The sequence below is a fragment of the Litoribaculum gwangyangense genome, from assembly GCF_039543505.1.
In the GTDB taxonomy this organism is placed as follows: Bacteria; Bacteroidota; Bacteroidia; order Flavobacteriales; family Flavobacteriaceae; genus Litoribaculum; species Litoribaculum gwangyangense.
This window is the reverse complement of record NZ_BAABJW010000003.1, coordinates 347,223-370,848: the sequence shown is the minus strand read 5'-3', so window position 1 is coordinate 370,848 and position 23,626 is coordinate 347,223. Positions and strand designations below refer to the sequence as shown.

The window sequence follows — 23,626 nt, the reverse complement described above, 5'->3', positions numbered from 1 at the left end:
GGATGAGAACCTTCTAAATAGTATTATTTTTATTTTTTAAATTAGATATATATTCTGTAGCGGTGATATTCATAATCTTCTTGAAGTTGTTATTAAATTTACCGTAGTTTGAAATTCCTACTGCGTCCATAGCTTCTTGAACACGGTCACATCCATTATCAAACATGTCAACAGCATATTTTATTTTTACACTAATAATAATACTACTTCCAGTTTCACCAACCAGTGTTTTTAGTTTACGGTGTAAATGCATCCTACTAAGGCCAACTTTTGAGGCAAGATCATTTACTGTAAAATTAGGATTATTAAAATTACTCTCAATGATTTGATTTATGTTTTTGATTAGTTTTTGGTCATAGGATGTGTAATGTGATTTAATGTCCAAATTAATATTTTGCTCCATTAAATAGGTTTTGAATTTATTTCTGGTCTCTAGGATATTATCTACTTTTCTATGCAAAACTTCGGAGTCAAATGGTTTATTTATAAAATCCCACGCCCCAGCCTCAAGACCTTTTTTCTGATATTCAACATCGGTTTTTGCGGTCAGAAAAATTACTGGTATATGCGATGTGTCTTTATTTGATTTTAGTTTTTGACACATTTCAATACCATCCATTAATGGCATCATAATATCGCTAATGACCATGTCTGGAAGATTTTCCTCAGCCAGGAATAAGCCTTGTTCGCCGTTACTTGCTTCTAAAATAGAATAATCATTTTGAAGACTAATCTTTAGGTAATTTCTGAGATCATGATCATCTTCTACGATGAGTATGGTTTCGCCTTTTTCAATAGCTTCATCATCAAACACACTCTCTTCATAATTTACCGTATCAACAACTTCTTCGACGTTTTTAACTATCACTTTATCATAAAAATTACTTGATATAGGTAACCTAATTTTAAATTTTGTGCCTCCCAACTCACTATCTTCAACATTTATACTTCCACCATGAGCTTGGATAAGGCTTTTTGCAAGATGTAATCCTATCCCTGATGACGCTCTGTCTTTTCCGTGATAAAAACGTTCAAAGATAAGTTCTTTTTTATGGTCAGGAACGCCTGGTCCACTGTCGCTCACGGTTATGATTGCGTACTCAAAATCTTTTAAATTTTCAACCTTTAGAGAGATGTCAATAACACCTCCTGAAGGAGTATATTTAAAGGCGTTGGACAATATATTATAAAATCCTTTTTCTAATACATTACGGTCAAAATATCCTTCACACTTATCAAGATTTAGCCTTAGATCTATTTCTTCATGTTCTACCTGCCATTGAAATGCTTTGGTATATTCAATTATAGCCTGACGTAAGTCTTTTTTTGTTACTCGAACCAGGTTTTCTCCTTCGGATATTTTACCAAAGTCTAATAACTGATTCACCAAAAAATTCATCCGATGGATATTTCGTGAGACTATTTCCATGCACATATTTTTTTGTTCCTTACTTAAGGTACGATTCATCAAATCATTAAATGGCGCAAGTATTAATGAAAGTGGTGTTTTGAATTCATGACCTACATCAACCAAAAACCTCAATTGTTTTTCTCTAAGCTCTTTATCCTGGTTAATCTTTATTTGATCCAGTTCAATCTGATGGTCAAGTCTTTGTTTATTGAACCAGAAATAAATGAACCCTAAAATAATTAAGCTAATAATGATGGCATAAATTAAATAGGCAAATTTGGTTTTCCAGGGAGAAGGAATGATAGATATTGGGAGTGTTATATTATTTTTTGACCAATTACCATCATTATCTTCTACTTGCACTTTTAAAGTATAATTTCCAGGATCAAGTTTTGAATAAGATATAAAGCGATTGGAGGAAGGGTAAACCCATTCATCATCATAGTCCTCAAGCCTATATCTGAAATTATTTCTCGAATTATTTACATAATTCGTCCCACTGAATTCCAAAGACAGATTATTCTGTAAATGGTTTAATGATAACCGTTCTGTTGAATTGATATTTTTGTTTAAAATAACCGATCCAAATAATTTGATTCCAGGCTTTACTATTTCATTGTTTATCTTGAGGTTTGATAATAATAATTGCGGGTTGTAGGGATTTGGAGAAATTTCAATTGGATTAACATAATTTACACCATTGGTTGTACCAAAGAATAGTTGCTTTCCATAATATCCAAAGGCCTCAGTCATGCTGCTGGATAGCAAGCCATCATCATATTTAAAGGTTTTAACTTTTTTTGTATTTGGATTATAGTGAATCAGGCCATGTGTATTGGAAAGCCATAGATTGTTATTCAAATCTTCGGCAATACTCATAATTTTTTTATCGATGATGCCTTCTATCTCAACTTGTTTAAAAAAATCTGAGTTCCCTGTTCTTTTAAAAAGGCCTACGTCAGAACCAATCCATGTGGTATTGTCTTTTCCCTGTTGGAAACACCACACAGAGGTGTTATTTATGGCCTTCCCTTTTACTCCTATTAGAACCTCTTTGTCAAGTCGCGTTAGATGCCCATTATCCCCTATTTTTAGTACTTTTAACCCTTTGGAAATGGTGCCAATTAGTAACTGATTAGAATTAGTATCAAACATCATCCTAAATATGTGGTATTGACTGAAATCTTGAAGTGAAGGAAAATCTTCCCAAAGCCACTTTACTACATTATTTTCCCTTATGAGTAGACCTTCAGGAGTACCTATAAAAAGACGACCATAACTATCCTTCTCAATACACTTGATATTCCTTGGATGATTAGGGTTATTAAGAACTTGTATTAGTGTATTATCCTCTTTGAGTATCTGAAGACCTATGTTGGAACATACGAATATAGTTTTATCTATGTTTGTAATTTGATTAACGTAATCGATATTTAGTCCCTTTATTTTCTCAAGAAGATTGTTTTTTAGGTCGAAGTTGAAGAGTCCTTCATTATTAATCCCAAGAATAAGATTTGAACCATTTACTAGCATGGACCTAACATTAGGTCGATTGAGACTTTGTAAATCAATGGAATTAAATCCAGGATTGTGAAGGTTTGTATAGCAAAGCCCGTGTCTGTTTCCTACCCAAAGATTATTAAATCTGTCATGATATAATTTCAGCACCGTGTTGCTTAGTAAACCCCTGGGGTTGGTTCTAGAACTAGTAATTTGATTGATATATTTAAAAGAGCTATCCAATTGTAGGAGTCCATTGTTTTGTGTTCCTATCCAGATATTTCCCGATTGATCTTTAGTCATAGACATTATGGATGCCTCAGGCATTTGGGAATTCTGCAGTTTTTTAATTCCCTCAATGGTATCTATGGTAAAAAGCCCAAAGATTCCTCCCGCAAGGATTGATTTATTTGTATATATTAAACTTGTAAAAGTGAGTTTTTCAGGATTTGGCAGTTTTACCAGATTGTCATCATTGATATAAAAAATTCCACTATTTCCCGCAAAAAAGATGTCGCCTGTAGGTAATTGAATGCCATCTCTAATGTGTATATTGCTCAAATTGGTAACATAGTCAAACCAAGGCTCAGGACCTTCATTCAATTTAAGTGCTCCTGTTGAGGTTAAAGCATAAAGTGTATGATCCTTTGTATGAAGAAAATTAAATATGATGCCAACATTTTCTGGGGATTTCACCCGAATGAATTGTTCTCTTAAAAGGGAATAATAAGATAAAAGTCCAGCTTCGGTTCCAATCCACAATCTTTTATTTTGATCTTCGATAAGTGCACTGATACGATTGTCTGGAAGACTTGCAGGGTTGCCCGTTTCCCTGCGAAAGGTTTCCAAATTTCTTCCATCCAAGCGATTAAGACCATCGTAAGTGCCAATCCAAATAAAACCATAACTATCCTGCACAATAGAGTTTACATCATCTTGTGATAAACCATCCTCAACCGTTAAATTTTTAAAATACAGTTCCTGAGCAAATAATGGGTCTAACATTAGGATGCTAATAAGTAAAATATTTAGAAATATGAATAGTTTTTCTGGTTTGGCAAAACCCATCATAATGTTGATTTTAAATTTTCACTCAAAAAGATAGTTGTTTTTCTTTGAATACGAATTGTAATTTTTACGAAAGTCTAATCTTCATATTTTATGAAATAACTTAAAGTGGCTCAAATACGAATAAATCATTTTTCCTATTATAATCAACTCATTGAAATATTACTTCCTTTACTCCATTATTGTAATCTTCACCTCTTAAATCTAAAAAAAGGGCTTTCATTTTAGCTAACTTTTCTAAATTAGAATTTGCCAAATTATTTGTCTGTCCTTTATCTTCCTTTAAATTGTATAGTTGTTCAAAAGGAAAGTTTCCAACTTCAATTCCAACTTCTTCTCTAAAATTTTTTCCGTCATATGCAGGAATATATAACCAATCTCCACTTCTCAAAGCAGTTTTTCCTGTAGCTTCAATAATTAAATGGTCTCTACCTTTTTGTGATTTTCCAATCAAGGTATTGAGGATATTTTTACTATCAGTTGTAGTGTCTTCAGAACCTATCAATGATGATAATGAAGCTAGCAAGTCCATTTGACACACAATGGCATCAGAAACTTGGGGTTTTATTTGCCCCTTCCAATAAGTAATAAAAGGTACTCTAGTTCCAGCTTCAAAAATGCTATATTTACCTCCTCTTAGCCCTCCTTTTGGATCGTGATTACCTAATTTTTCAACAGCATCATCGTAATAACCATCATTTAAAACAGGACCATTATCACTTGAAAAAATAATTAATGTATTTTCCAAAACACCTTCCTCTTCCAGAGTTTTCATAAATTCACCAATACACCAGTCTGCTTCCAAAATCACATCACCTCTTGGTCCCATGCCAGATTTACCTAAAAATCTAGGATGTGGTGTTCTAGGAACATGCGGTTGTTGCATAGCATAATATAAAAAGAATGCTTTTTCTTTATGAGATTTTACATAGTGCTGTGCTTTTTCTAAAAAATGATCTGCCATATCTTCATCGCTCCATTTTGCCGACGCACCTCCTTTCATATAACCTATTCTAGGTATACCATTAACAATACTGTTATTGTGACCATGATGCCATTTCATAGTTAGCATTTCCGGATGGGTTATAGCTGTGGGTTCACCTTCAAAATTTTCTTTATAATTAACTTGTATGGGGTCATTTTTATCTAAACCAACCACATACCCGTTTTCTATATAAACCGTGGGCACTCTATCTTGAGTGGCGGCTAGAATATAAGACTCTTCAAAACCTACTTCATTCGGTCCTGGAGAAACCCTCTCATTCCAATTAACAATTCCCGTTCCTAAGCCTAAATGCCATTTACCTACAATTCCCGTTTTATAGCCATGATTTTTTAAAAATTTAGGTAATGTTTGTTGTTCAGTACTTATTAATAAAGGAGCTGTTCCTGGTAAAATTTTCGCCTTTTTATTGCGCCATGGGTATACTCCAGTAAGCAAAGCATATCTACTTGGCGTACATGTAGCTGAAGATGCATAACCATTTGTAAATTTAATTCCACCATTGGCAAGATTATCAATATTTGGAGTTTGAAGTTCTGTCGCTCCATATGCACTAAGGTCACCATAGCCAAGATCATCAAGATATATGACTACAATGTTTGGTTTTATCGAATTTGCCGGGGATTCTTTACCAACTTTTTTGTCTGAAGAATTACAAGAGAGTAAGATTAAAGAAACGAAAATTACTATGCTTTTTCTCATTTTAGTTTAGTTTAATTACAAGCTTTTCAACTTAAATATGGTAAACAAAACTATTAAATTTAATAAGATAGAAAACATGTTATTGCGGTAAAACCTTATAAATGTTACGTAGCGTTATCATCTTGTTACAAAACATTACTGCTAAGTTTTAAATGAACTGTAAATTTGAGTGTGAAATAATAGAGTGTTATTTAACCGAAATAACTTTATTTCAATTTCAAAATTTTTATTAACTAAAATTTAAATAAGATGAAAAAAAATTACTTAACTTTTTTACTTACTGTATTTTGTGCGGTTACTGCTTTTGCACAAATAACTTTTAACAATAATGGCGGGGACTTTCTTTGGTCTAATGCTTCAAATTGGGTAGGGGGTTCTATTCCCACGGCTATTAATAGTGTGGGGACTAGTGTTGATGGGTCTTTAGTAGATCAAGACTTCACCATTACGGGTGTCCAAAACTTTTTTGGAACAACAAACAATGTTTCTATTGGAGGCACAGGTGTTTTAACTATTAATCCAGGGGTTAATAATGCGTTTGCTATCAAAAATGTTTCAGATTCTGATGTCACTCTAACATTTGCTGGAAATGTTACTATAAACAATTCTGTAGGTGGCCAAGTTTTGATGAGAAATGAAAATGGTAATACAAATGATCAAAATAATATTGAATTTGCAAATGGATCGGTTTTAACATTATTGACCAATCTAGAAACCAGAATTGGTTCAGGAGGAGACATTTTTAATTTTAATGGTTCCCTTGCCGGTACTGCTGCTTTCCGTGTTGGAGCAAGTACCACTTGTGATTTCGGCAGTACTTCAAATAATTCTGGATTTGATGGAGATTTTGTTTTTGTTGGTGCAAATGGAGCAATTGTTGTAAATACAGCTGATAACACAACGTTTTTACCAAGTGGACATAAGTTTCAGGTCAATCAAAACAATGTCTCTGTTCAGGTAAATGGTGCTAATGTTATTCAAGGAAATTTTGTTGTTGGGGGGTCCAATATACTTACTTTTGATGTCAACAAAAATCAAGCAAGTATGGGATTTATTTCATTTCCAGCTGACGGAACCTTGAATATAGAAGTTGATAATAGTGTTACGGAATTGAGTTTTGCTGATAGTTCTGCGGAGACCTGGGGTACAGCAACAGTTAATATTTCCAATTTTACAGAAGGTGTTATTCGTTTTGGAACTGACAATGCTGGACTGACATCAGGCCAATTGGCACAAATTAATGTTAACGGAGGGAGTGACCCCGTGGCTTTGGATGCTAATGGGTACTTAGTTCTTCAAAGTTCTTTATCAGCTAGCGATTTTGAATTAGAGGCTCAAAAAAGAATTTCTTATCCCACAGTAGTTACCGAAAAGCTTATTTTCAATAAACCTCAAGAAAACGTCAAGGTTTTTGATCTTACTGGAAAGATCATCCTTCAAAATAATTCTAAAAATCAGACAGAGTTGGCCTTAAATTCCTTAAGACAAGGCTTATATCTTGTTGTCTTTGATAACCAGAAAATCGAAAAATTCATTAAACAGTAAACAAAAGATTTAAGCTATGAAAAAGAATTTCCCTTTTCTTTTCCTATTTGTTCTCTGTTTTAATGTATATTCTCAGTTTCAACCTGCGCCTTCTTTTTTTAGGACGCCTAGGGCAACACCATTAGTTGAGTTGAATACTACCCAAACTATTTTGGTTTCAGATTATGGTGCGGTTGTAAATGATGGTAATGATGATATAGCAGGTATTACGGCAGCTATTAATGCTGCCGTAAATATCGGTACCACGGCCAATCCAGTTCGATTATTATTTGACGATGGGATTTACGACCTTATGCCTTCAAGTGGTAGTCATTCTTTAAACATGACGGATGCAACAGGTGTTTTATGGGATGGACAAGGTGCCGAATTTTTAATACACAATCCAATAGTAGGCTTCCTAAGGCTACTACGTTGCACCAACACAATCATAAAAGATTTATCTGTAGATTATTCAACGCTTCCTTTTACTCAGGGAAAAATCACCAATGTAGATGCTGCAAATGGATTTTTTGAATTTGTCGTTGATGATAATTTTCCTTTGCCTGTAGAAAGTCATTTTACAAATGCTCCACAAAGATGGGGTATGATTAAAAATACTAAAGGAGGTATTAAAGAAGGTACACGGAATTTAATCCCGCATAACAGATTTTTTGAATTGGTTGGCACCAGAACCTACAAGTATGGGAATCAAAATAGCAATGATTTAAGCAAAGTTGAAGTAGGGGATTATTTCGTACACATTGCTAGGTATAATGGTTCAACCATTATACTAAATGATGGAGGTAAAAATCTTTCTTATGTAAATGTTACTGGTTATGCAAGTCCGGCAGGGAGTTTTAATGCAAGAAACAGTCAAGAGTGGAATATAATAAATTGTAGTATTAAGCTTAAAGAAGGCAGGTTAAATTCCAGCAATGCGGATGCCATACATGTAAGTGGTGGAAAAATTGGTCCTTGGGTTGAAAACAGCCTTTTTGAAGGGTTTGCAGATGATTGTATGAACCTAAAATATACTAAAAGACAAATTAAAGAAGTGCATTCACCTACCCAAATTACCGTTCAATTTCTAACGGAAGTAAACGATAATCTAGAGTTTTATAATCCTAGAGATGGTGTTTTTTTAGGTAGTGCAACGGTGACTAATGTGCAAAATTTAGGAGGCAATTTATTCAAAATTACTTTGTCTTCTCCAATTAATATAACGAATGTTGATGCTACAGACCATCAGTTGACGGATAAAGCTTATATCGAGACCAAATCGAACGAATCCTTTATTTTTCGAAATAATATTGTTAGGAACTCCAGAAGATACGGTATTTTAATTCAAAGTAAATATGCCATAATAGAGAATAATCTGTTTCAAAATTTAAGTGGTTCTGGAATTAGAATAGAAAATGGAGTTGATTGGGGTGAAGGCTTTAGAGCAGATAATATCGAAATTAGAAACAATAGATTTGAAAATTGCGGGTACGATACAGATTATATTAATAGCAGCAATTCGGCTTCTATTTCAGTGGATTTTGCCAAACTAGGAACGACATGTAATTTAAGTACAACATGGTGTGGTACTACAAGTACTTCATGGCAAGCACATAGTAATATTAGAATTATTGATAATACCATTTTATATAATAAAAGAGGCGTTTACCTAAAAAATATTAATGGAGTAAGCTTTACCGATAATTTTATATGCCACAGAGATGAGGATATTACATTAACAGGCAGTGAAACACCAATACAGCAAACCATTTTGAATTCTAGTAATATTAATGTTGTAGATTTTAATGCCACGTTGCCGCAACCTAATATCCAATTTCTACTTAATGAAGAAGCAAGTGCTACAAATATTGAAAATTCAGGAACAAACACGGGAGTAGGTATTGAAACTATTAATAATGGGGGTCAAATTACTCAAGGATTTTTCGATACTAAAGTGGGGTATGCTTTTCGAATAAATACGGACGGTGATGGCCAATTACGATTTATAAACTCAAGCGATAGCTCACCTTTTTCTGGTCCAATTTCGGGTCAAGCCAGAACTTATAGTTTTTGGGTTAAACCAGAACAATCCATCTTTCAAACTTTACTTTATAGTGGTGGGCCTGCTCAAGGAGAAGTGTTTTCAGTCCAAATGCAGTCTAATGGTGTTGTAAGGGTTACAGATAATAACCAAAATATTGTAAGAATGGAAGATATGCCTTTAAATATTGGCGATTGGAATCATGTAGCCATTACCGTTCCTGAGAACAACAGTATTTTTAGTGTTCAGCTGTATAAGAATGGTGTTGCTTCATCAGAAACCCATAGTGGAAATGATAATTTAATTAACACGGCTAGTAACACTGTTGATTTGTTCCCAAGATTTAATGGTACGGTTAGCGACATTAGATATTTTGATTATCAATTGTGTGGGAGCGAAGTAGAAAGCGTTTTTTTTGATAGACAAGTAACACTATCAACGCATGTTTTAGATAGAAAAAATACTGAAGTCGTTGTGTATCCTACGTTCGTATCTAACACTCTTTATTTTAGTGAACCTGTTACATCTATAAAAGTGGTTAATCTTTTAGGAAAGGTTTTAATATCAAAAGAAGATATGAATCCGGTGAATGAGCTTGAGGTTGCTAGTTTGCCTTCTGATTTATACCTTATTAGAGTAAACAATAACCAAACAGTTAAATTTATAAAAACTAATTAATAATGAAAATCTTTCATTTTTGTTTTGTGTTACTTTTTGTTGTTAGTAGCCATATCAATGCGCAATATCAATTTTCATTGCCAGATCATTTTAGAACACAAAGAAACTTACCACTCATAGATATGCCAATATCTATAAATGTTAATTTAAAAGATTTTGGAGCCATTCCCAATGATGGTAAAAATGATACCCCTGGCATAGTGAAAGCCCTAAATTTTTGTAAAAAAATGGCACTTACTGGAGCCACTGGTATCAAATTAACTTTCGAAAAAGGACGTTATGATTTATTTAGCAATGAAAAGTCCAAAAACACACATATCATTTATCTAAGTGACGCAAAAAACATTATTCTTGATGGAAATGGCGCCGAGATAATTGTGCATGACCCATTGAAAGGCTTTTTTTCGGTCTTTAAAAGCGAAAATATCATTGTAAAAAACTTTTTTATAGATTATGATCCCTTGCCGTTTACTCAAGGAAAAATTACGGCTGTTGATTTAAAAGATAAATTCTTTGAACTTAAAATAGATGAAGGTTTCCCCAGTCTTAATGAAAAAATGTTTCAGCAAGCTTCTAGGGTTTGGGGCATGCTTATGGATCCTGAAATACCTGGAAAATTAAAAGATGGAGCTCCAAATCTTTTTGCTACTAAAGAATTTGAAGAATTGTCTCCTGGTCATTTTAAAGTGAAATTAAACGCCATCAACCTCCTTAAATCGATGGAAATAGGCGACTTGTATGTACACTTAGCAAGAACGAATGGTATAAGTGTTTTTAAATCTGGTAACAGTAAGAATATTACCTATTTAGAGAATACCAATTACTCAAGTCCGGCGGGAAGTTACAATTCTTTTAATATGGAAGAATGGAATATCATTGGAGGTCAAATAAAATTAAAATCTGGCAGAATTCACAGTGCCAACGCAGATTGTGTTCATGTTAATGGAAGTAAATTTGGACCATGGATTGAAAATTGTCTTTTCGAAGGCTACAGTGATGATGCCATCAATATGAAAGCTATTAAAGTACCTATTTTAGAACAAAAATCTCCAACTGAATTAGTTGTAAAACAAACAGTGACAAAAGGAGACGTAATCAGAATTTTTAACCCTAGAGAAGGTGTTTTAATTGGAGCATTTGAAGTTATCCAAAATAAATTTTTAGGAAATGCAAAAATGCACATAACTTTAAATAAACCAATTGAACAGAAACTTGAGGTGGGTGATTCAAAAACAAATGACCTGGGTTATCTTGATACGCAATCTAATGAATCTTTCGTAATAAGAAATAATACCTTCAGAAATGCACGAAGATATGGTATATTATTACAGAATTCTTACGGAGTTATCGAACGTAATCTTTTTCAAAATTTAAGCCAATCAGGTATCACAATAAATAATGGAGTAGACTGGGGTGAAGGTTTTGTAGCACACGATATCATTATTAATCAAAACATTTTTAATAATTGTGGTTATGATGATACGTATTTGAAAGAGTACGACGCCGCTGCAATTCGGATGAGAGTAACAAAACTAAAAGATCTCGAAACTAAAGGAAAGTGGAATGGAGTAGCTACATCAGACTGGCAAGGTTTAGAAAATATTTCAGTCACCAATAACACGTTCCTGTACAATAAAAGAGCTTTATCTATTGAGTGCTCTGTGAATACTGTGGTTAGAGGCAATAAATTTATAAGAAATTTAAAAGACCTGTCTGATAAAAGTGAAATTCTATTAAAGAATAACAATACAAACTTGGTTTTCGATAACTAAGTATAACCATAGGTATTCAATAAATTTTAGTAAATGAATAAAACAAAATTTCATTTTACCGCCTTATCTGTATTATTAGTGGGAGGGATTTTATTTGCCTGCCAGTCAAAAGATACGGAACCCATTAAAAAGCCAAATATTCTATTTTGCATTGCAGATGATGCAACTTGGCGGCATATGAGTATCTATGGAACGGATTGGATTGAAACACCTGCTTTTGATAAAATAGCCAATCAGGGATTGCTTTTCAATAATGCTTATACCCCTAATGCAAAGTGTGGCCCTTCTAGATCTATTGTTCTAACAGGCAGAAATACTTGGCAACTCGAGGAAGCTGCTAACCATTTGGCTTTTTTTCCTAATAAATTTAAGACCTACCCTGAAGCCCTTTCTGAAAAAGGATACCATGTAGGTTACACTGGAAAAGGTTGGGCTCCTGGAACTTCTTTAAATGATGACGGTTCCAAAAGAGAGCTTCTTGTTAAAGCTTATAATAAAATAAAAAGAGAGGCACCAACCAAAGGTATTTCAAATGTTGATTATGTGGCTAATTTTAAAAGTTTTTTAGATCAAAAAAAATCTAACGAACCTTTTTGTTTTTGGTATGGAGGACATGAACCCCATAGATCGTATGAATACGGTACTGGCGTTAGTGTTGGAAATAAAAAATTATCACAATTGGATTCGGTTTTTCCTTATTGGCCCCAATCTGAGGTGGTGAAAAATGATGTTTTGGATTATGCTTTTGAGTTAGAGTATTTTGACAAACAACTCGATGCCATGCTCACCGTTTTGGAAGAGCGAGATGAATTGGAAAATACCATTATAATTGTAACGTCTGATAATGGTATGCCTTTCCCAAGAGTCAAAGGTCAGAGCTATGAGCATTCAAATCATTTACCGCTGGCAGTTATGTGGAAAAAGGGGATTAAAAATCCAGGAAGAAAAATAGATGACTATGTTAGTTTTATAGACTTTGCAGCCACCTTTCTGGATGTTTCAGGATATAATGCACAAGAGCTTGGAATGCATCCTATTCAAGGAAAAAGTTTAAAACGATTTTTTAATTCAGATAAATCGGATGTTATAAAACCAGAACAGGATTATGTCCTTCTGGGGCAAGAGCGACATGATGTTGGAAGGCCTAACGATGTGGGTTACCCCATTAGAGGAATTGTTAAGGAAGGGTATCTATACTTGATCAATTATGAAAATGATCGATGGCCTGCAGGAAACCCCGAAACAGGATATACAAACACTGATGGCAGTCCAACTAAAACAGAAATATTGGAACTTAACCGAAGAGGTGAAAACAAATATTATTGGGATTTAAATTTTGGGAAGCATCCCAAAGAGGAATTATACCAAGTCAGTGTTGATGAAAATTGTTTAAATAATTTGGCTGAAAATAAAGATTATCAAAAAATCAAATTGCAGTTAAAGAATTTGTTGGAATCGGAATTGAAAAAACAAAATGATCCCAGGATATTAGGTAGGGGATATATATTCGATAATTATCCACCCAATAAAGGAGCCCACTTTTATGAAAGATATATGCGAGGAGAAGCTGTAAATGCAGGGTGGATCAATGAATCTGATTTCGAGCGATAACATTTTTTTGGAAAGTATAATTGATTAAATCTAATTAATCAAAAAGGCTTAAAAAACGAATTTCTTATTTTAGAAATTGTACATAAAGTTTAGGCTTAATACTAGAAATAAATGTTAAATTGGTTTAAAACAATCAGCATTTTAATTTAGAAAAAGAATGGATTAAAATAATTAACGCTTATGAAACAAAATAACAATTCACCCCCTATGTTTGACCAGTTTATCCCCCTATTATTTAAATTAATCAAATATTTTTAAAATTTATAAACTAACTAATTAAACTAACTAACTAAACAATTATGATATGAAAAAAATTAACTCCTTTCTAAAGCAAATTACAACCACATGTTTTTTGTTTTTTGGAATTGTTGGTTTGTTTGGCCAATCAACTGTAAGTGGAAAAGTCACGTCAGCAGTAGATAGCCAACCAATTCCTGGTGTAAACGTCATTATAAAGGGCAGTTCGCAGGGAACAGCAACAGATTTTGATGGTAATTATTCCATTGAAGCATCTCCAAATGACGTATTGGTCTTTAGTTTTTTAGGTTATATGACTAAAGAGCAAACAGTTGGAAACCTAAAAACGATAAATGCTGTTTTACAAGAAGATGCTGCTAAACTCGATGAGGTAGTAGTGGTTGGATATGGTACAGCAAAAAGAAGTGATTTAACGGGTGCTCTAACCTCCGTTTCTTCCAGTGATTTTGATAAACAACCTTTAAATGATGTAAGCCAGGCATTACAAGGTAGGGCTGCGGGTGTTCAAGTAACCCAAACCAGTGGTGCTCCAGGTGGTAATTTTAAAATACGAATTAGAGGTGCTAACTCTATCACAGGTAGTAACGAACCGCTTTATGTTATTGATGGGCAATTTGCAGATATTTCTACAATTAACGTGAATGATATCAAGTCGATGGAAGTTTTAAAAGATGCTTCATCTACAGCAATTTATGGGACAAGAGGTGCGAATGGAGTAATTTTAATTACTACCAAAACAGGTCGTTCAGGTAAGGCTAAATTTAATGTTGATTTTTTTACTGGGATTTCCAATGTGACTCAAAGACTGGATTTGATGAACGCTGCGGAGTTTGCTGAGGGTGTTAATTTTTCTGATGGTATTGAGGTTTTCACGGCACAAGAAATAGCCGATTTAAGGGCTAATGGCGGTGAGGATTGGCAGGAGCGCTTATTTCAAACAGCCTATTTCAATAACGTACAAGTTTCTGCAAGTGGGGGTAGCGATAAAATCGATTATTATATCTCTGGTAATTATTACGATGCCGGCGGAACTGTTGTAGAAAATCAAAGGTTTAAAAGGCTAAACTTAAGATCCAATCTAAACGCCCAATTATCGGATAAGATAAAAATAGGGCTAAATTTTAATGTGGGCCAAGAAGTAGGAACTGGTGTTAGGGCCGATTTAGGTGTGGGATTATCTTTTGATCCTACCACTTTTGCTTTTGACGAGAATGGAGATTATAACTATAACTCCTTAAATAATTTGGCAACTTCTCAAACAAATCCATTGGTAGCTGCAGAAAACAATATCAGAGAGAATACTAATGATCGTATAAGTATTAATGGTAATTTTAATTGGGACATAATGGATAACCTGGTTTTTAATACTTCAGGTGGTATTATTAAAACAGAAATTCACAACAATACTTATGCACCTTTAATTTCAAGTAATGTTGGAAGGGCAAATGTTGATAATGTTTACAGAACAAATCTCTACAATACGAATAGGTTAACGTTTACACCAAATATTGGGGAAAATAGTACTTTAAAGATTGATGCCGTTCATGAGTTGGTTATCGATAAGTCTAACAGTGTTTTTATAGATGCTAGTGACTTTTTTACCGATTTAGTAAGCTATAAAGACTTAAGTGTGGCTAACGTTATTATTGCTGATAATAGAGAGAGTAACCGGGAATTGGAATCCTTTTTAGGTCGTTTGAATTATGCATTTATGGATAAATACTTACTAACTGCGTCTTTTAGGGCGGATGGTTCTAGTGTTTTTCAGAAAGATAAATGGGGTTATTTTCCATCAGCATCTTTAGCTTGGAAAGTGTCGGAAGAAGATTTTATAAAAAATATAGAAAGTATCAATAATCTTAAATTAAGATTAAGCTATGGTGAAGTTGGTAATCAGGGAATTAATTCTTTTGGTACCAGATCCCGTGCAGTACTTGGTTTAGGTGTAAATTACCCATTCGACGGCATTTATGCTACGGGGGTTGCGCCTTCAAATATTATTGCCAATCCAGATTTAACTTGGGAAAAAACCAAACAAATAAATGCGGGTTTTGATATCAGTTTATTTAATTCAGCCATAGACCTTTCTTTTGATTATTATGAAAAGAATACTTCAGACTTATTACTAAATACCCAACTACCTCCTTTTGTTGGACCTACCAACAAATTCGTGAATGCCGGAGAAGTCGAAAATAAGGGATTTGAAGTAACATTGGATACCAAAATTTTACAAAATGAAAATTGGAGCATTAAATCAACATTGAGCGTAACTAGTAATAAAAATAAGGTACTGTCATTGAATAATGATGTTCCGTTTATCGTTATTGGAGATGTAATTAGGGAAAACACGTTTCCTGTGAACCCAACCCGGGTGGAAGTTGGATTACCTATAAGTACTTTTAGAGGTTATCTTTTTGAAGGGGTTTGGCAATTAGGAGAGGAGGCTGCGGCCGCTGTTTTTAACGCAGAACCAGGTGATGCGAAATACAGAGACATCAATGATGACGGTATCATTTCAACAGATGATATAACTACTGTTGGAGATGGAAATCCAGATTTTATATGGGGATGGAACTGGGATGTAAGTTTTAAAAATTGGAATTTAAATTTCTTGATGACGGGCTCTCAAGGGAATGACATATATAATTTACAAAGGGGCAGATTAATGGCTCTTGGTGCACAACAGTTTCATGCGGTTCATGGAGATTACAGAAATAGATGGACTCCAACTAACCCAAGTAATATACCATCTGGTAGGGATGGAACAGAAATTTTATCATCACAATTTATTGAGGATGGTTCGTTTATTGCAATGAAGAATATAGCCCTGAGCTATAATGTAGATAATGAATTTCTAAATAAGATAGGATTAGATGCAATTAGGGTTTATGCAAGCGTTGAAAATTTATTTATTCTTACCGATTACTCAGGGTTTGACCCTGAAGCAACGGCATCGGTGAGCAATTCTGACGCTGACGTAGGAATCGATTATAATACCTATCCTCTAAATCGATCTTTTACCTTCGGTTTAAATGTTAAATTTTAATTATAAAAAACGAATACTATGAATCATATAAAAAAATTATTGTTTCTGCTAACTCTGATGATGTTCGTCAATATTTCTTGTTCGGACTTAGAAGAAGATACCAGTAGCTTACTTCAGGTTGGTCAAATTGCCAGCGAAGCGGATATTCAAGCTAATATAGCACCTATTTATAGGTCAGTGCTTAGAACCAACAACGACCCTCATTTTTTAAGAACGGCCACTTATGGGGCAGATGATATCACTACTTGGATAGCTGGTAATAAGGCTCCACTTAGGGTATTTGATGGTTTTAATTATGGTAGTGGAGAAAACTCAGATATTAACTGGCTACCAGTTGCTTGGGATAACTATTGGAAAACCATTTATTATTGCAATACGCTTATAGAGGGACTTAAAACGTCTACTGCACCAGCGGCCTTAGTGAAATTGGCAGATGCTGAGGCACGAGTTTTTAGGGCACACTCATACCTTAATCTGGTAAAAATTTATGGGAATGTACCCTTGATTTTAGATGGTTATTTGCCTACAGGTGAAGAGCAGCGAGCAACCGTTTTGGAAAACTATCAACAAATTGAAAGTGATTTGCTTATCGCAGAACTATCACTACCTGCTCCAGGTTCAGAGGGGACGGCTCGTGCCTCTGCTGGTTTTGCAAAAACCGTTCTGGCAGATTTGTATTTAACTTGGGCTGGTTGGCCAGTGAAGGATAATTCGAAGTATGCCTTGGCGGCTACAAAGGCCAAGCAAGTAATAGATTATAATTACTATACCCTCCTTCCCATTGAACAATTATGGACATTTGAAGGGGCCATGAGCACAGAAACCATTTTTTCAGTAAGATATCCCGCCGATAAAAGTAATTGGAGTTCACAAGCTACCGCATTTACGTTCCACCAAGGACGTGGTTTTTCAGATTGTTTCCCAGAGTTGCGCTTTTTTAATGATTTTCCTCCTGGACCAAGAAAAGATGCTACATTTCTGTTAGATATTCCTAATAGAGGAGCCCCAGGTGGTGTTATTACGCCTTTAAATCCTCCAACAAAGCCCTGGCCACAGTCTGACAGGCAGCACCCTATGTACAAAAAGTACGTATTTTCGGAAGATTTAACCGTTATCAACAGGCCTGTTAATTTTAGACCTTTTGATTTGTACAGGTACGCCGAGGTTTTATTGATTTATGCGGAGGCACAAGCCAGAGTAGGTGAGAATGCAAGTTCTATTGAAGCTTTGAACCAAGTTAAAAGAAGGGCTGCAGGATTACCTTATTTGAGTCCGAATGGATCGGTTGATGTTGCTACTGCTACTCCAAATGAGATTGTTGATGAGAAGGGATGGGAATTAGCTGCTGAGAATAAAAGATGGTTTGATTTAGTTCGCACGGAACGTGTAGCCGAAATGGCAGCTAAAAGAGATCCATCTGAACCGGTCACTTTAGTAAGAATACCTACGCCAGCGCAATACATTGCTCCAATTCCATTTGAGTCAATCTCACTCAGTAAATTGGTGCAGAATCCAGAAGGATTTAAAATACAATAAGAACCATGTAGTATTTAATTGATGGTAAAGCACACATGATTTTTAGGGCTAAATAATCAACTTTAAGAATTTTAAAGTGATGTTCGTTTTAAGAAACAAGCATCAGGTATTTAGCAACCAAAAGAAATATTCATAAATTAGTGAATAGTTTGTTTGAGTAAATTGGAATAATTCGTGGCAATTTTGTCACGAATTATTTTTTTAAAAGAGTTTTTAATCTAATTTCATTTATTAAAAGAATAAACTTTATAAATGAAAAATGAAATACATGTCGTCTTTTATTAGATATAACCTTTAAAATTAACTAGGTGATAAAATTAATTTTTTATTTCTGGTATCGGAACTATTGAATTTACAGAACGATATGAATCATTTTTTAATGATTTTACAATTAAATTTGTTAATAAAGATTTTAACATGATTATTATAAGTTATGGCTTTAAAAATTTATTGTTAATTTCTTAAAAACTCCTGTAAAAGAGCTTGAAATAGGTATTTCACAGCTTTTTTATTGTGTAAAAAGTAGTAAGACTTTTTGTTTAGTAATATAACTAATCCACCCCCCTAGTAAAAATCATTTATCCCCATTTTTAAGCATTAGACACGTTAGGTTTACATAATTAATTATTTGTATTAACCGAGATCATGTTTATCTCAAAAATATTAGAAAAAAGATTTTTTGTAAAAAATAGAATATCCTAAAAAAAGCAATTAAGGTTCCTTTAGGATATGATCTAGACTAATTGATTTTAAAAATGATTCACTAAAAAAATGTAATTATGATTAAACCACTTCGATTTTTAACATTTATACTAGCAATCATATTCTTGGGTTGCGTGGAGGATTCTTTTGTTGAAAATGTTAATTTAAACGTTCCACAAGCACCTACTGGACTAAAATACGCTAATGTAATTAGTGCTCGGGAATTTGGGATAGTGATTACAGCACCTCCAACTTATAACTCTTACGGTGCTGTTCCTTATTTCGAAATAGTTGCAATTCGGGATAAAGATGGAACTGCAATAAGTCAAAGTATAGCTGACCAATACTTTTCTATTCTGAATGCCACAGAAGAGATAGTAACCGTTCAAGTTGATAATAGCCCCAACAAGCAATATACTGTTCTTAATACGGACGACATTGGAAGAATCAGGATAAATAATAATAATCCATTACCTGAAGGCTCTTACTTCTTCGACATCAAAATGACCAGTACCTTTGACGGTCAAGTGTTTGAATCTACATTTGAAGACGTTTTTGAGCTATATTTGGGCCCTGCGTTGGCATCGGGGGTGTTGTATATACCAGGTGGACAAAACCTTCTAACAAGTGGTACAAACAATCAAACAACAGAACCCATTGTGTTTGGAGCAAATCCCGACTTTAGATTTGAATTAGCCGACAATCTTGATAAATTCACTATTGATGCCAACACAGGTGTCATAAAATTAAACAGTGGATATTCTCCTAGTTCCGAACCAGAAATTGTTTCACCAACCATTAATATCGTTAGTAATATTTCGCAAGAAATAGTATCGTTTAGTAATGTTGTCGCTATATATATATCAAACAACCCAGTTACGATACCGAAACAAACAATCCAGTTGTCTTATCCAACCTTTGAGTTTGAAAACACTGCCTATGGTTTCAGAATTCACGATGTCGAAAATTCAACAGGATTATTTTGGCAACGATTGGCACCAGCGCCTGGGGCTCTAGTTGGTGATGACCGACCAGTTGAAAATGTTAACCAAAAAAGACTTGAAGTTAATATAGTTAGGCCAAGTGCAGGGAATCAATTACCACATGAGTCATGGGCTATCATGAATTCAGTCGATTTAACGGCGTATCAATATGGATTTGATGTAGAGACAGAATTCTTCTCAAGTAATCAATTTGTCGAGTATTTAAGTTCAGACGGTTCATCACCTTCATTTCTAAAAGCATACATATCTACAGATTACTTAGGAGACTTTAATAGTGCTACATGGACAGAGATTACCGATCAATTAGAGTCTAATATTGAATCTGGTGGAGCATTTATTGATGGTAATGAGTTTATGGGTTATCCCTACCCTGGGGATCAAAATTTAAGAAATTTTCCAAATCCGGGAGGGCTTAAAGATCCTGCTAAGAATGCCGATGCCAAATGGATTAGAAGTACCTTTAATATGGTAGATTATGTTGGAATGGGCAATGTTACAGTCGCATTTAGGGTGTATACCACTTTTAGCGGCAGTATTTCTTATTCATTTCCATTTGACAGATCAGGAAGATATTTAATATCCGATTTTAATATAACTGCTTACGAACAATAGACTATAATCATGAAAAAAATAATTTTATACATATTTCTGACCCATTGTTTTCTTTTTCAATCACTGGCCCAAAACACTATTTCTGGAACTGTTATTGACAGTAAAAGTGGTGAGGCTTTACTTGGCGCTACTGTTATTGTTAAAGGTACAAACAATGGAGCAATTACAGATTTTGATGGAAAATTTACCTTGGAAGGGGTTTCTAATAAAGCGATAATTACAATAAGATATATTGGCTATCTTGAGAAGGAGTTACCTGTTAATAATCAAACAACGTTTATAATTTCTTTGGATGAAGATCTACAAAGCCTAGATGAAGTTGTGGTTGTTGGATATGGCACTCAAAGAAAACGAGATCTTACAGGGTCGGTTGGATCTGTCAAACCAGACGAATTGGTGAAAGCACCAACATCAAATTTTGATCAGGCACTAGCTGGTAGAATTGCAGGTGTGCAAGTAACTTCATCCGATGGAACACCTGGTAGCAGTGCAAACATAGTCATAAGAGGAGGGAATTCTATCACAGGAGATAATAGCCCTTTATATGTTATTGATGGCGTTCCTTTGGTTGATTTCGATCCTGCATCTTTGAATACTAACGATATTGAATCTTTTGATGTTTTGAAAGATGCATCTTCAACAGCTATATATGGGTCTAGAGGCGCTAATGGGGTTATTCTCATCACAACCAAAAATGGTCGGTCGGATGGAAAAACAGATATTACTTTTAGTATCAACAGTGGTCTGCAATATGCTCCAGGAAGACTTGAAGTAATGAACCCTTATCAGTATGTGTCTTATTTGAAGCAACAAGCTTTAATTTCTGATGGCTATACTCCGGGAAGGGAAACTCAATTTTTTCTTCGGACTTGGGAAGATCCAGAGTTGTATAGAAGCGTGGAAGGTACAAGTTGGCAGGATGAAATATTAAGGCTGTCAAGTTTTCAAGATTATAATCTTTCTGTAAGTGGTGGAGGTGATGATACTCAGTTTTATTATAGTGGTCAGCATCTTAATCAGGATGGTATTGTGATTAATACAGGTTTTAACAAGTCCGTAAATAATCTTAGAGTTAAACATAAAGTTAACAACTGGGTGAATCTGGATGCCAATTTGGTTTACAGTTTGTCTAACAGAACAGGATCTACGGTTGATGGTAATGGCTTTAGCGGCAACATTATACGTGATGCCTTAGTGTTTAGACCTGTAGAACCAATAAACAATGATGGCTTGGACGGTTTTGACCCTGATGAAGAGAGCGGAAGATTTCTTTTCAACCCGGTAGACAATCTTAATAATACAGAAAGAATAGATAGGCGTGAATTGTTCCGGGGTATTTTAACAGGTCGGTTCAAAATAAATAAACAGTTGTCATTTAACCTAGTTGGTAGTTTTCAGTCTGAAAATCGAAAAAACACATTATTCTATGGCCAAGACACCTATCAGGGGTCAAGAGGTAATGATGGAATTAGCGGAAGAGTAGCAAATACTCGCGTAACCGTTTCAACAGGTTCTGGGGTATTAAATTATGCACCTAAAATTGGTAAAAAACAAAAGTTAAATCTATTGGGAGGAATTGAAGCCCAAACGCGAAATTTAGAACAATCTGAACTGTTCGCAAGTCAATTACCAACCGATATTTTTGGTATTGATAATTTAGGTATTGGTCTGGTTTCCCAAATACCTACAACGTTACTTAGCAAAAATACGTTGCTTTCTTACTTCAGTAGAGTAAATTACTCACTGAAAAATCGTTACCTTTTAACGGTTAATTTTCGAGCAGATGGATCATCCAAATTTAGAAAGGAAAACCGTTGGGGATATTTCCCATCGTTTTCATTGGGATGGATAGTTTCAGATGAGCCTTTCTTCAAAGAAATAGATTTTGTTAATAATTTAAAACTACGCGGAGGTTGGGGTAAAACTGGTAATAACCGTATAGGTGATTTTGATGCTTTTACAACGCTCGCATCAAGCAATACCTCTGGTTATGTTTGGGGTAACGGCGAAAATTACGCCATAGGCGCCATAATAAATAATCTTGGTGTACCTGATTTAAGATGGGAAACAACCAGTCAATTTAATGCGGGATTTGAATTTAGCCTTTTTAAAAATAAGATTCAAACGGAAATAGACTATTATCTAAAGCGTACGGATGATTTGTTATTGAATGCAGAAATGGCTTCTAGCACAGGGTTTGAAAGAGTTCAACAAAATGTAGGTGAAGTTCAAAATAGCGGCTTTGAAATGAGTATAAGGTCTTTTAATATATCGAAAAACAACTTCAAATGGAATACCAATTTTAACATAGCCTTTAATAGAAACAAGGTGTTACAACTCAACCAAGGACAGGATGCCATTTTCGTTAATCCCCAAAGAGTAAATGGACTTAATGAATTTCAATACATAACACAAGTTGGTAAACCAGTGGGTCAGATATACGGATTAAAGTTTGATGGGCTATATCAACTAGATGATTTTAATTGGAACAATAGTTTAGGAGTTTATGAACTTAAGGACGGCATTCCAGACAATGGTGGTCAACCTGCTCCAGGAAGCGTTAAATACGTAGATTTAAATGGTGATGGCACGATTACTGAAGAAGATAGACAGGTTATAGGAAATACAGCACCAAAATTTACTGGCGGTTTAACTAATACCTTTGAATGGAATGGTTTCGATCTTCAAGTGTTTTTCCAATGGTCTTATGGGGCTGATGTACTTAATTTAAATCGGGTAGAATTAGAATCTCCATCTGGTTCTAAACAAAATGGCCTTGTGGCTCTATTAAACCAGTGGACACCAAGTAACACCAATACCGATATTCATGCTTATGTATACAATAGAAACTTTGGACGACCTATTACAGGAACACGTGTTAGTGATTTGTATGTTGAAGACGGCTCTTTCTTGAGATTAAAGACAGTTTCCTTAGGATATAACTTGCCTAAGAAGTTCTTAACTAAAAGCTTTATTAAGTCTGCACGTTTTTCTGTTTCCGCTCAAAACATATATACTTGGACTAATTATTCAGGATATGACCCAGAGGTTTCAGTTGATCCACGAGGAGTCTCTAGGGCTTTGGCACCTAATTTAGATTGGTCTGCCTACCCTCAGAGTGTAACCGTTACCAGTGGTCTCAATTTAACTTTTTAATA

10 protein-coding genes are annotated in these 23,626 nt (G+C 34.5%); 8 read left to right on the top strand and 2 right to left on the bottom strand.

Annotated features, from left to right (window positions below):
* Nucleotides 1-13: 13 nt before the first annotated feature.
* Complete coding sequence (locus ABD963_RS11115) at nucleotides 14-3,982, bottom strand: hybrid sensor histidine kinase/response regulator transcription factor (protein WP_345277039.1); 3,969 nt, start codon at nucleotides 3,980-3,982, stop codon at nucleotides 14-16.
* A 148-nt stretch (nucleotides 3,983-4,130) separates the two neighbouring features.
* A complete protein-coding gene (locus ABD963_RS11110; protein ID WP_345277038.1) occupies nucleotides 4,131-5,684 on the bottom strand; it encodes a sulfatase family protein in 1,554 nt (517 codons plus the stop codon).
* Nucleotides 5,685-5,933: 249 nt separating this feature from the next.
* Here ABD963_RS11110 and ABD963_RS11105 point away from each other — a divergent pair, with 249 nt between their 5' ends.
* The 8 genes from ABD963_RS11105 to ABD963_RS11070 all read left to right on the top strand — a co-directional run bounded on the left by ABD963_RS11105 (nucleotide 5,934) and on the right by ABD963_RS11070 (nucleotide 23,624).
* Nucleotides 5,934-7,229, top strand: a complete 1,296-nt coding sequence (locus ABD963_RS11105) for a T9SS type A sorting domain-containing protein (protein WP_345277037.1) — start codon at nucleotides 5,934-5,936, stop codon at nucleotides 7,227-7,229.
* Between the two features lie 16 nt (nucleotides 7,230-7,245).
* Nucleotides 7,246-9,927, top strand: coding sequence for a LamG-like jellyroll fold domain-containing protein (locus ABD963_RS11100; RefSeq protein ID WP_345277036.1), 2,682 nt, complete (start codon nucleotides 7,246-7,248; stop codon nucleotides 9,925-9,927).
* A gap of 2 nt (nucleotides 9,928-9,929) precedes the next feature.
* Complete coding sequence (locus ABD963_RS11095) at nucleotides 9,930-11,699, top strand: right-handed parallel beta-helix repeat-containing protein (protein ID WP_345277035.1); 1,770 nt, start codon at nucleotides 9,930-9,932, stop codon at nucleotides 11,697-11,699.
* Nucleotides 11,700-11,732: 33 nt separating this feature from the next.
* The gene (locus tag ABD963_RS11090; protein WP_345277034.1) at nucleotides 11,733-13,310 is read left to right on the top strand and encodes a sulfatase family protein; all 1,578 of its coding nucleotides are present in this window, start codon (nucleotides 11,733-11,735) and stop codon (nucleotides 13,308-13,310) included.
* Between the two features lie 304 nt (nucleotides 13,311-13,614).
* On the top strand, nucleotides 13,615-16,614 hold the full coding sequence (locus ABD963_RS11085; RefSeq protein ID WP_345277033.1) for a SusC/RagA family TonB-linked outer membrane protein: 3,000 nt from the start codon (nucleotides 13,615-13,617) through the stop codon (nucleotides 16,612-16,614).
* An 18-nt stretch (nucleotides 16,615-16,632) separates the two neighbouring features.
* Nucleotides 16,633-18,150 carry a RagB/SusD family nutrient uptake outer membrane protein gene (locus tag ABD963_RS11080; protein WP_345277032.1) on the top strand — a complete coding sequence of 506 codons (1,518 nt, stop codon included), beginning with the start codon at nucleotides 16,633-16,635 and terminating at the stop codon, nucleotides 18,148-18,150.
* A 779-nt stretch (nucleotides 18,151-18,929) separates the two neighbouring features.
* Nucleotides 18,930-20,468, top strand: coding sequence for a hypothetical protein (locus ABD963_RS11075; RefSeq protein WP_345277031.1), 1,539 nt, complete (start codon nucleotides 18,930-18,932; stop codon nucleotides 20,466-20,468).
* Nucleotides 20,469-20,477: 9 nt separating this feature from the next.
* Nucleotides 20,478-23,624 carry a SusC/RagA family TonB-linked outer membrane protein gene (locus ABD963_RS11070; protein WP_345277030.1) on the top strand — a complete coding sequence of 1,049 codons (3,147 nt, stop codon included), beginning with the start codon at nucleotides 20,478-20,480 and terminating at the stop codon, nucleotides 23,622-23,624.
* Nucleotides 23,625-23,626: the final 2 nt, after the last annotated feature.

Coding starts and splice junctions, on each gene's coding strand:
- ABD963_RS11105 (WP_345277037.1), top strand. CDS start 5,934: ATGAAAAAAAATTACTTAACTTTTTTACTTACTGTATTTTGTGCGGTT.
- ABD963_RS11090 (WP_345277034.1), top strand. CDS start 11,733: ATGAATAAAACAAAATTTCATTTTACCGCCTTATCTGTATTATTAGTG.
- ABD963_RS11110 (WP_345277038.1), bottom strand. CDS start 5,684: ATGAGAAAAAGCATAGTAATTTTCGTTTCTTTAATCTTACTCTCTTGT.
- ABD963_RS11085 (WP_345277033.1), top strand. CDS start 13,615: ATGAAAAAAATTAACTCCTTTCTAAAGCAAATTACAACCACATGTTTT.
- ABD963_RS11095 (WP_345277035.1), top strand. CDS start 9,930: ATGAAAATCTTTCATTTTTGTTTTGTGTTACTTTTTGTTGTTAGTAGC.
- ABD963_RS11080 (WP_345277032.1), top strand. CDS start 16,633: ATGAATCATATAAAAAAATTATTGTTTCTGCTAACTCTGATGATGTTC.
- ABD963_RS11100 (WP_345277036.1), top strand. CDS start 7,246: ATGAAAAAGAATTTCCCTTTTCTTTTCCTATTTGTTCTCTGTTTTAAT.
- ABD963_RS11115 (WP_345277039.1), bottom strand. CDS start 3,982: ATGATGGGTTTTGCCAAACCAGAAAAACTATTCATATTTCTAAATATT.
- ABD963_RS11075 (WP_345277031.1), top strand. CDS start 18,930: ATGATTAAACCACTTCGATTTTTAACATTTATACTAGCAATCATATTC.
- ABD963_RS11070 (WP_345277030.1), top strand. CDS start 20,478: ATGAAAAAAATAATTTTATACATATTTCTGACCCATTGTTTTCTTTTT.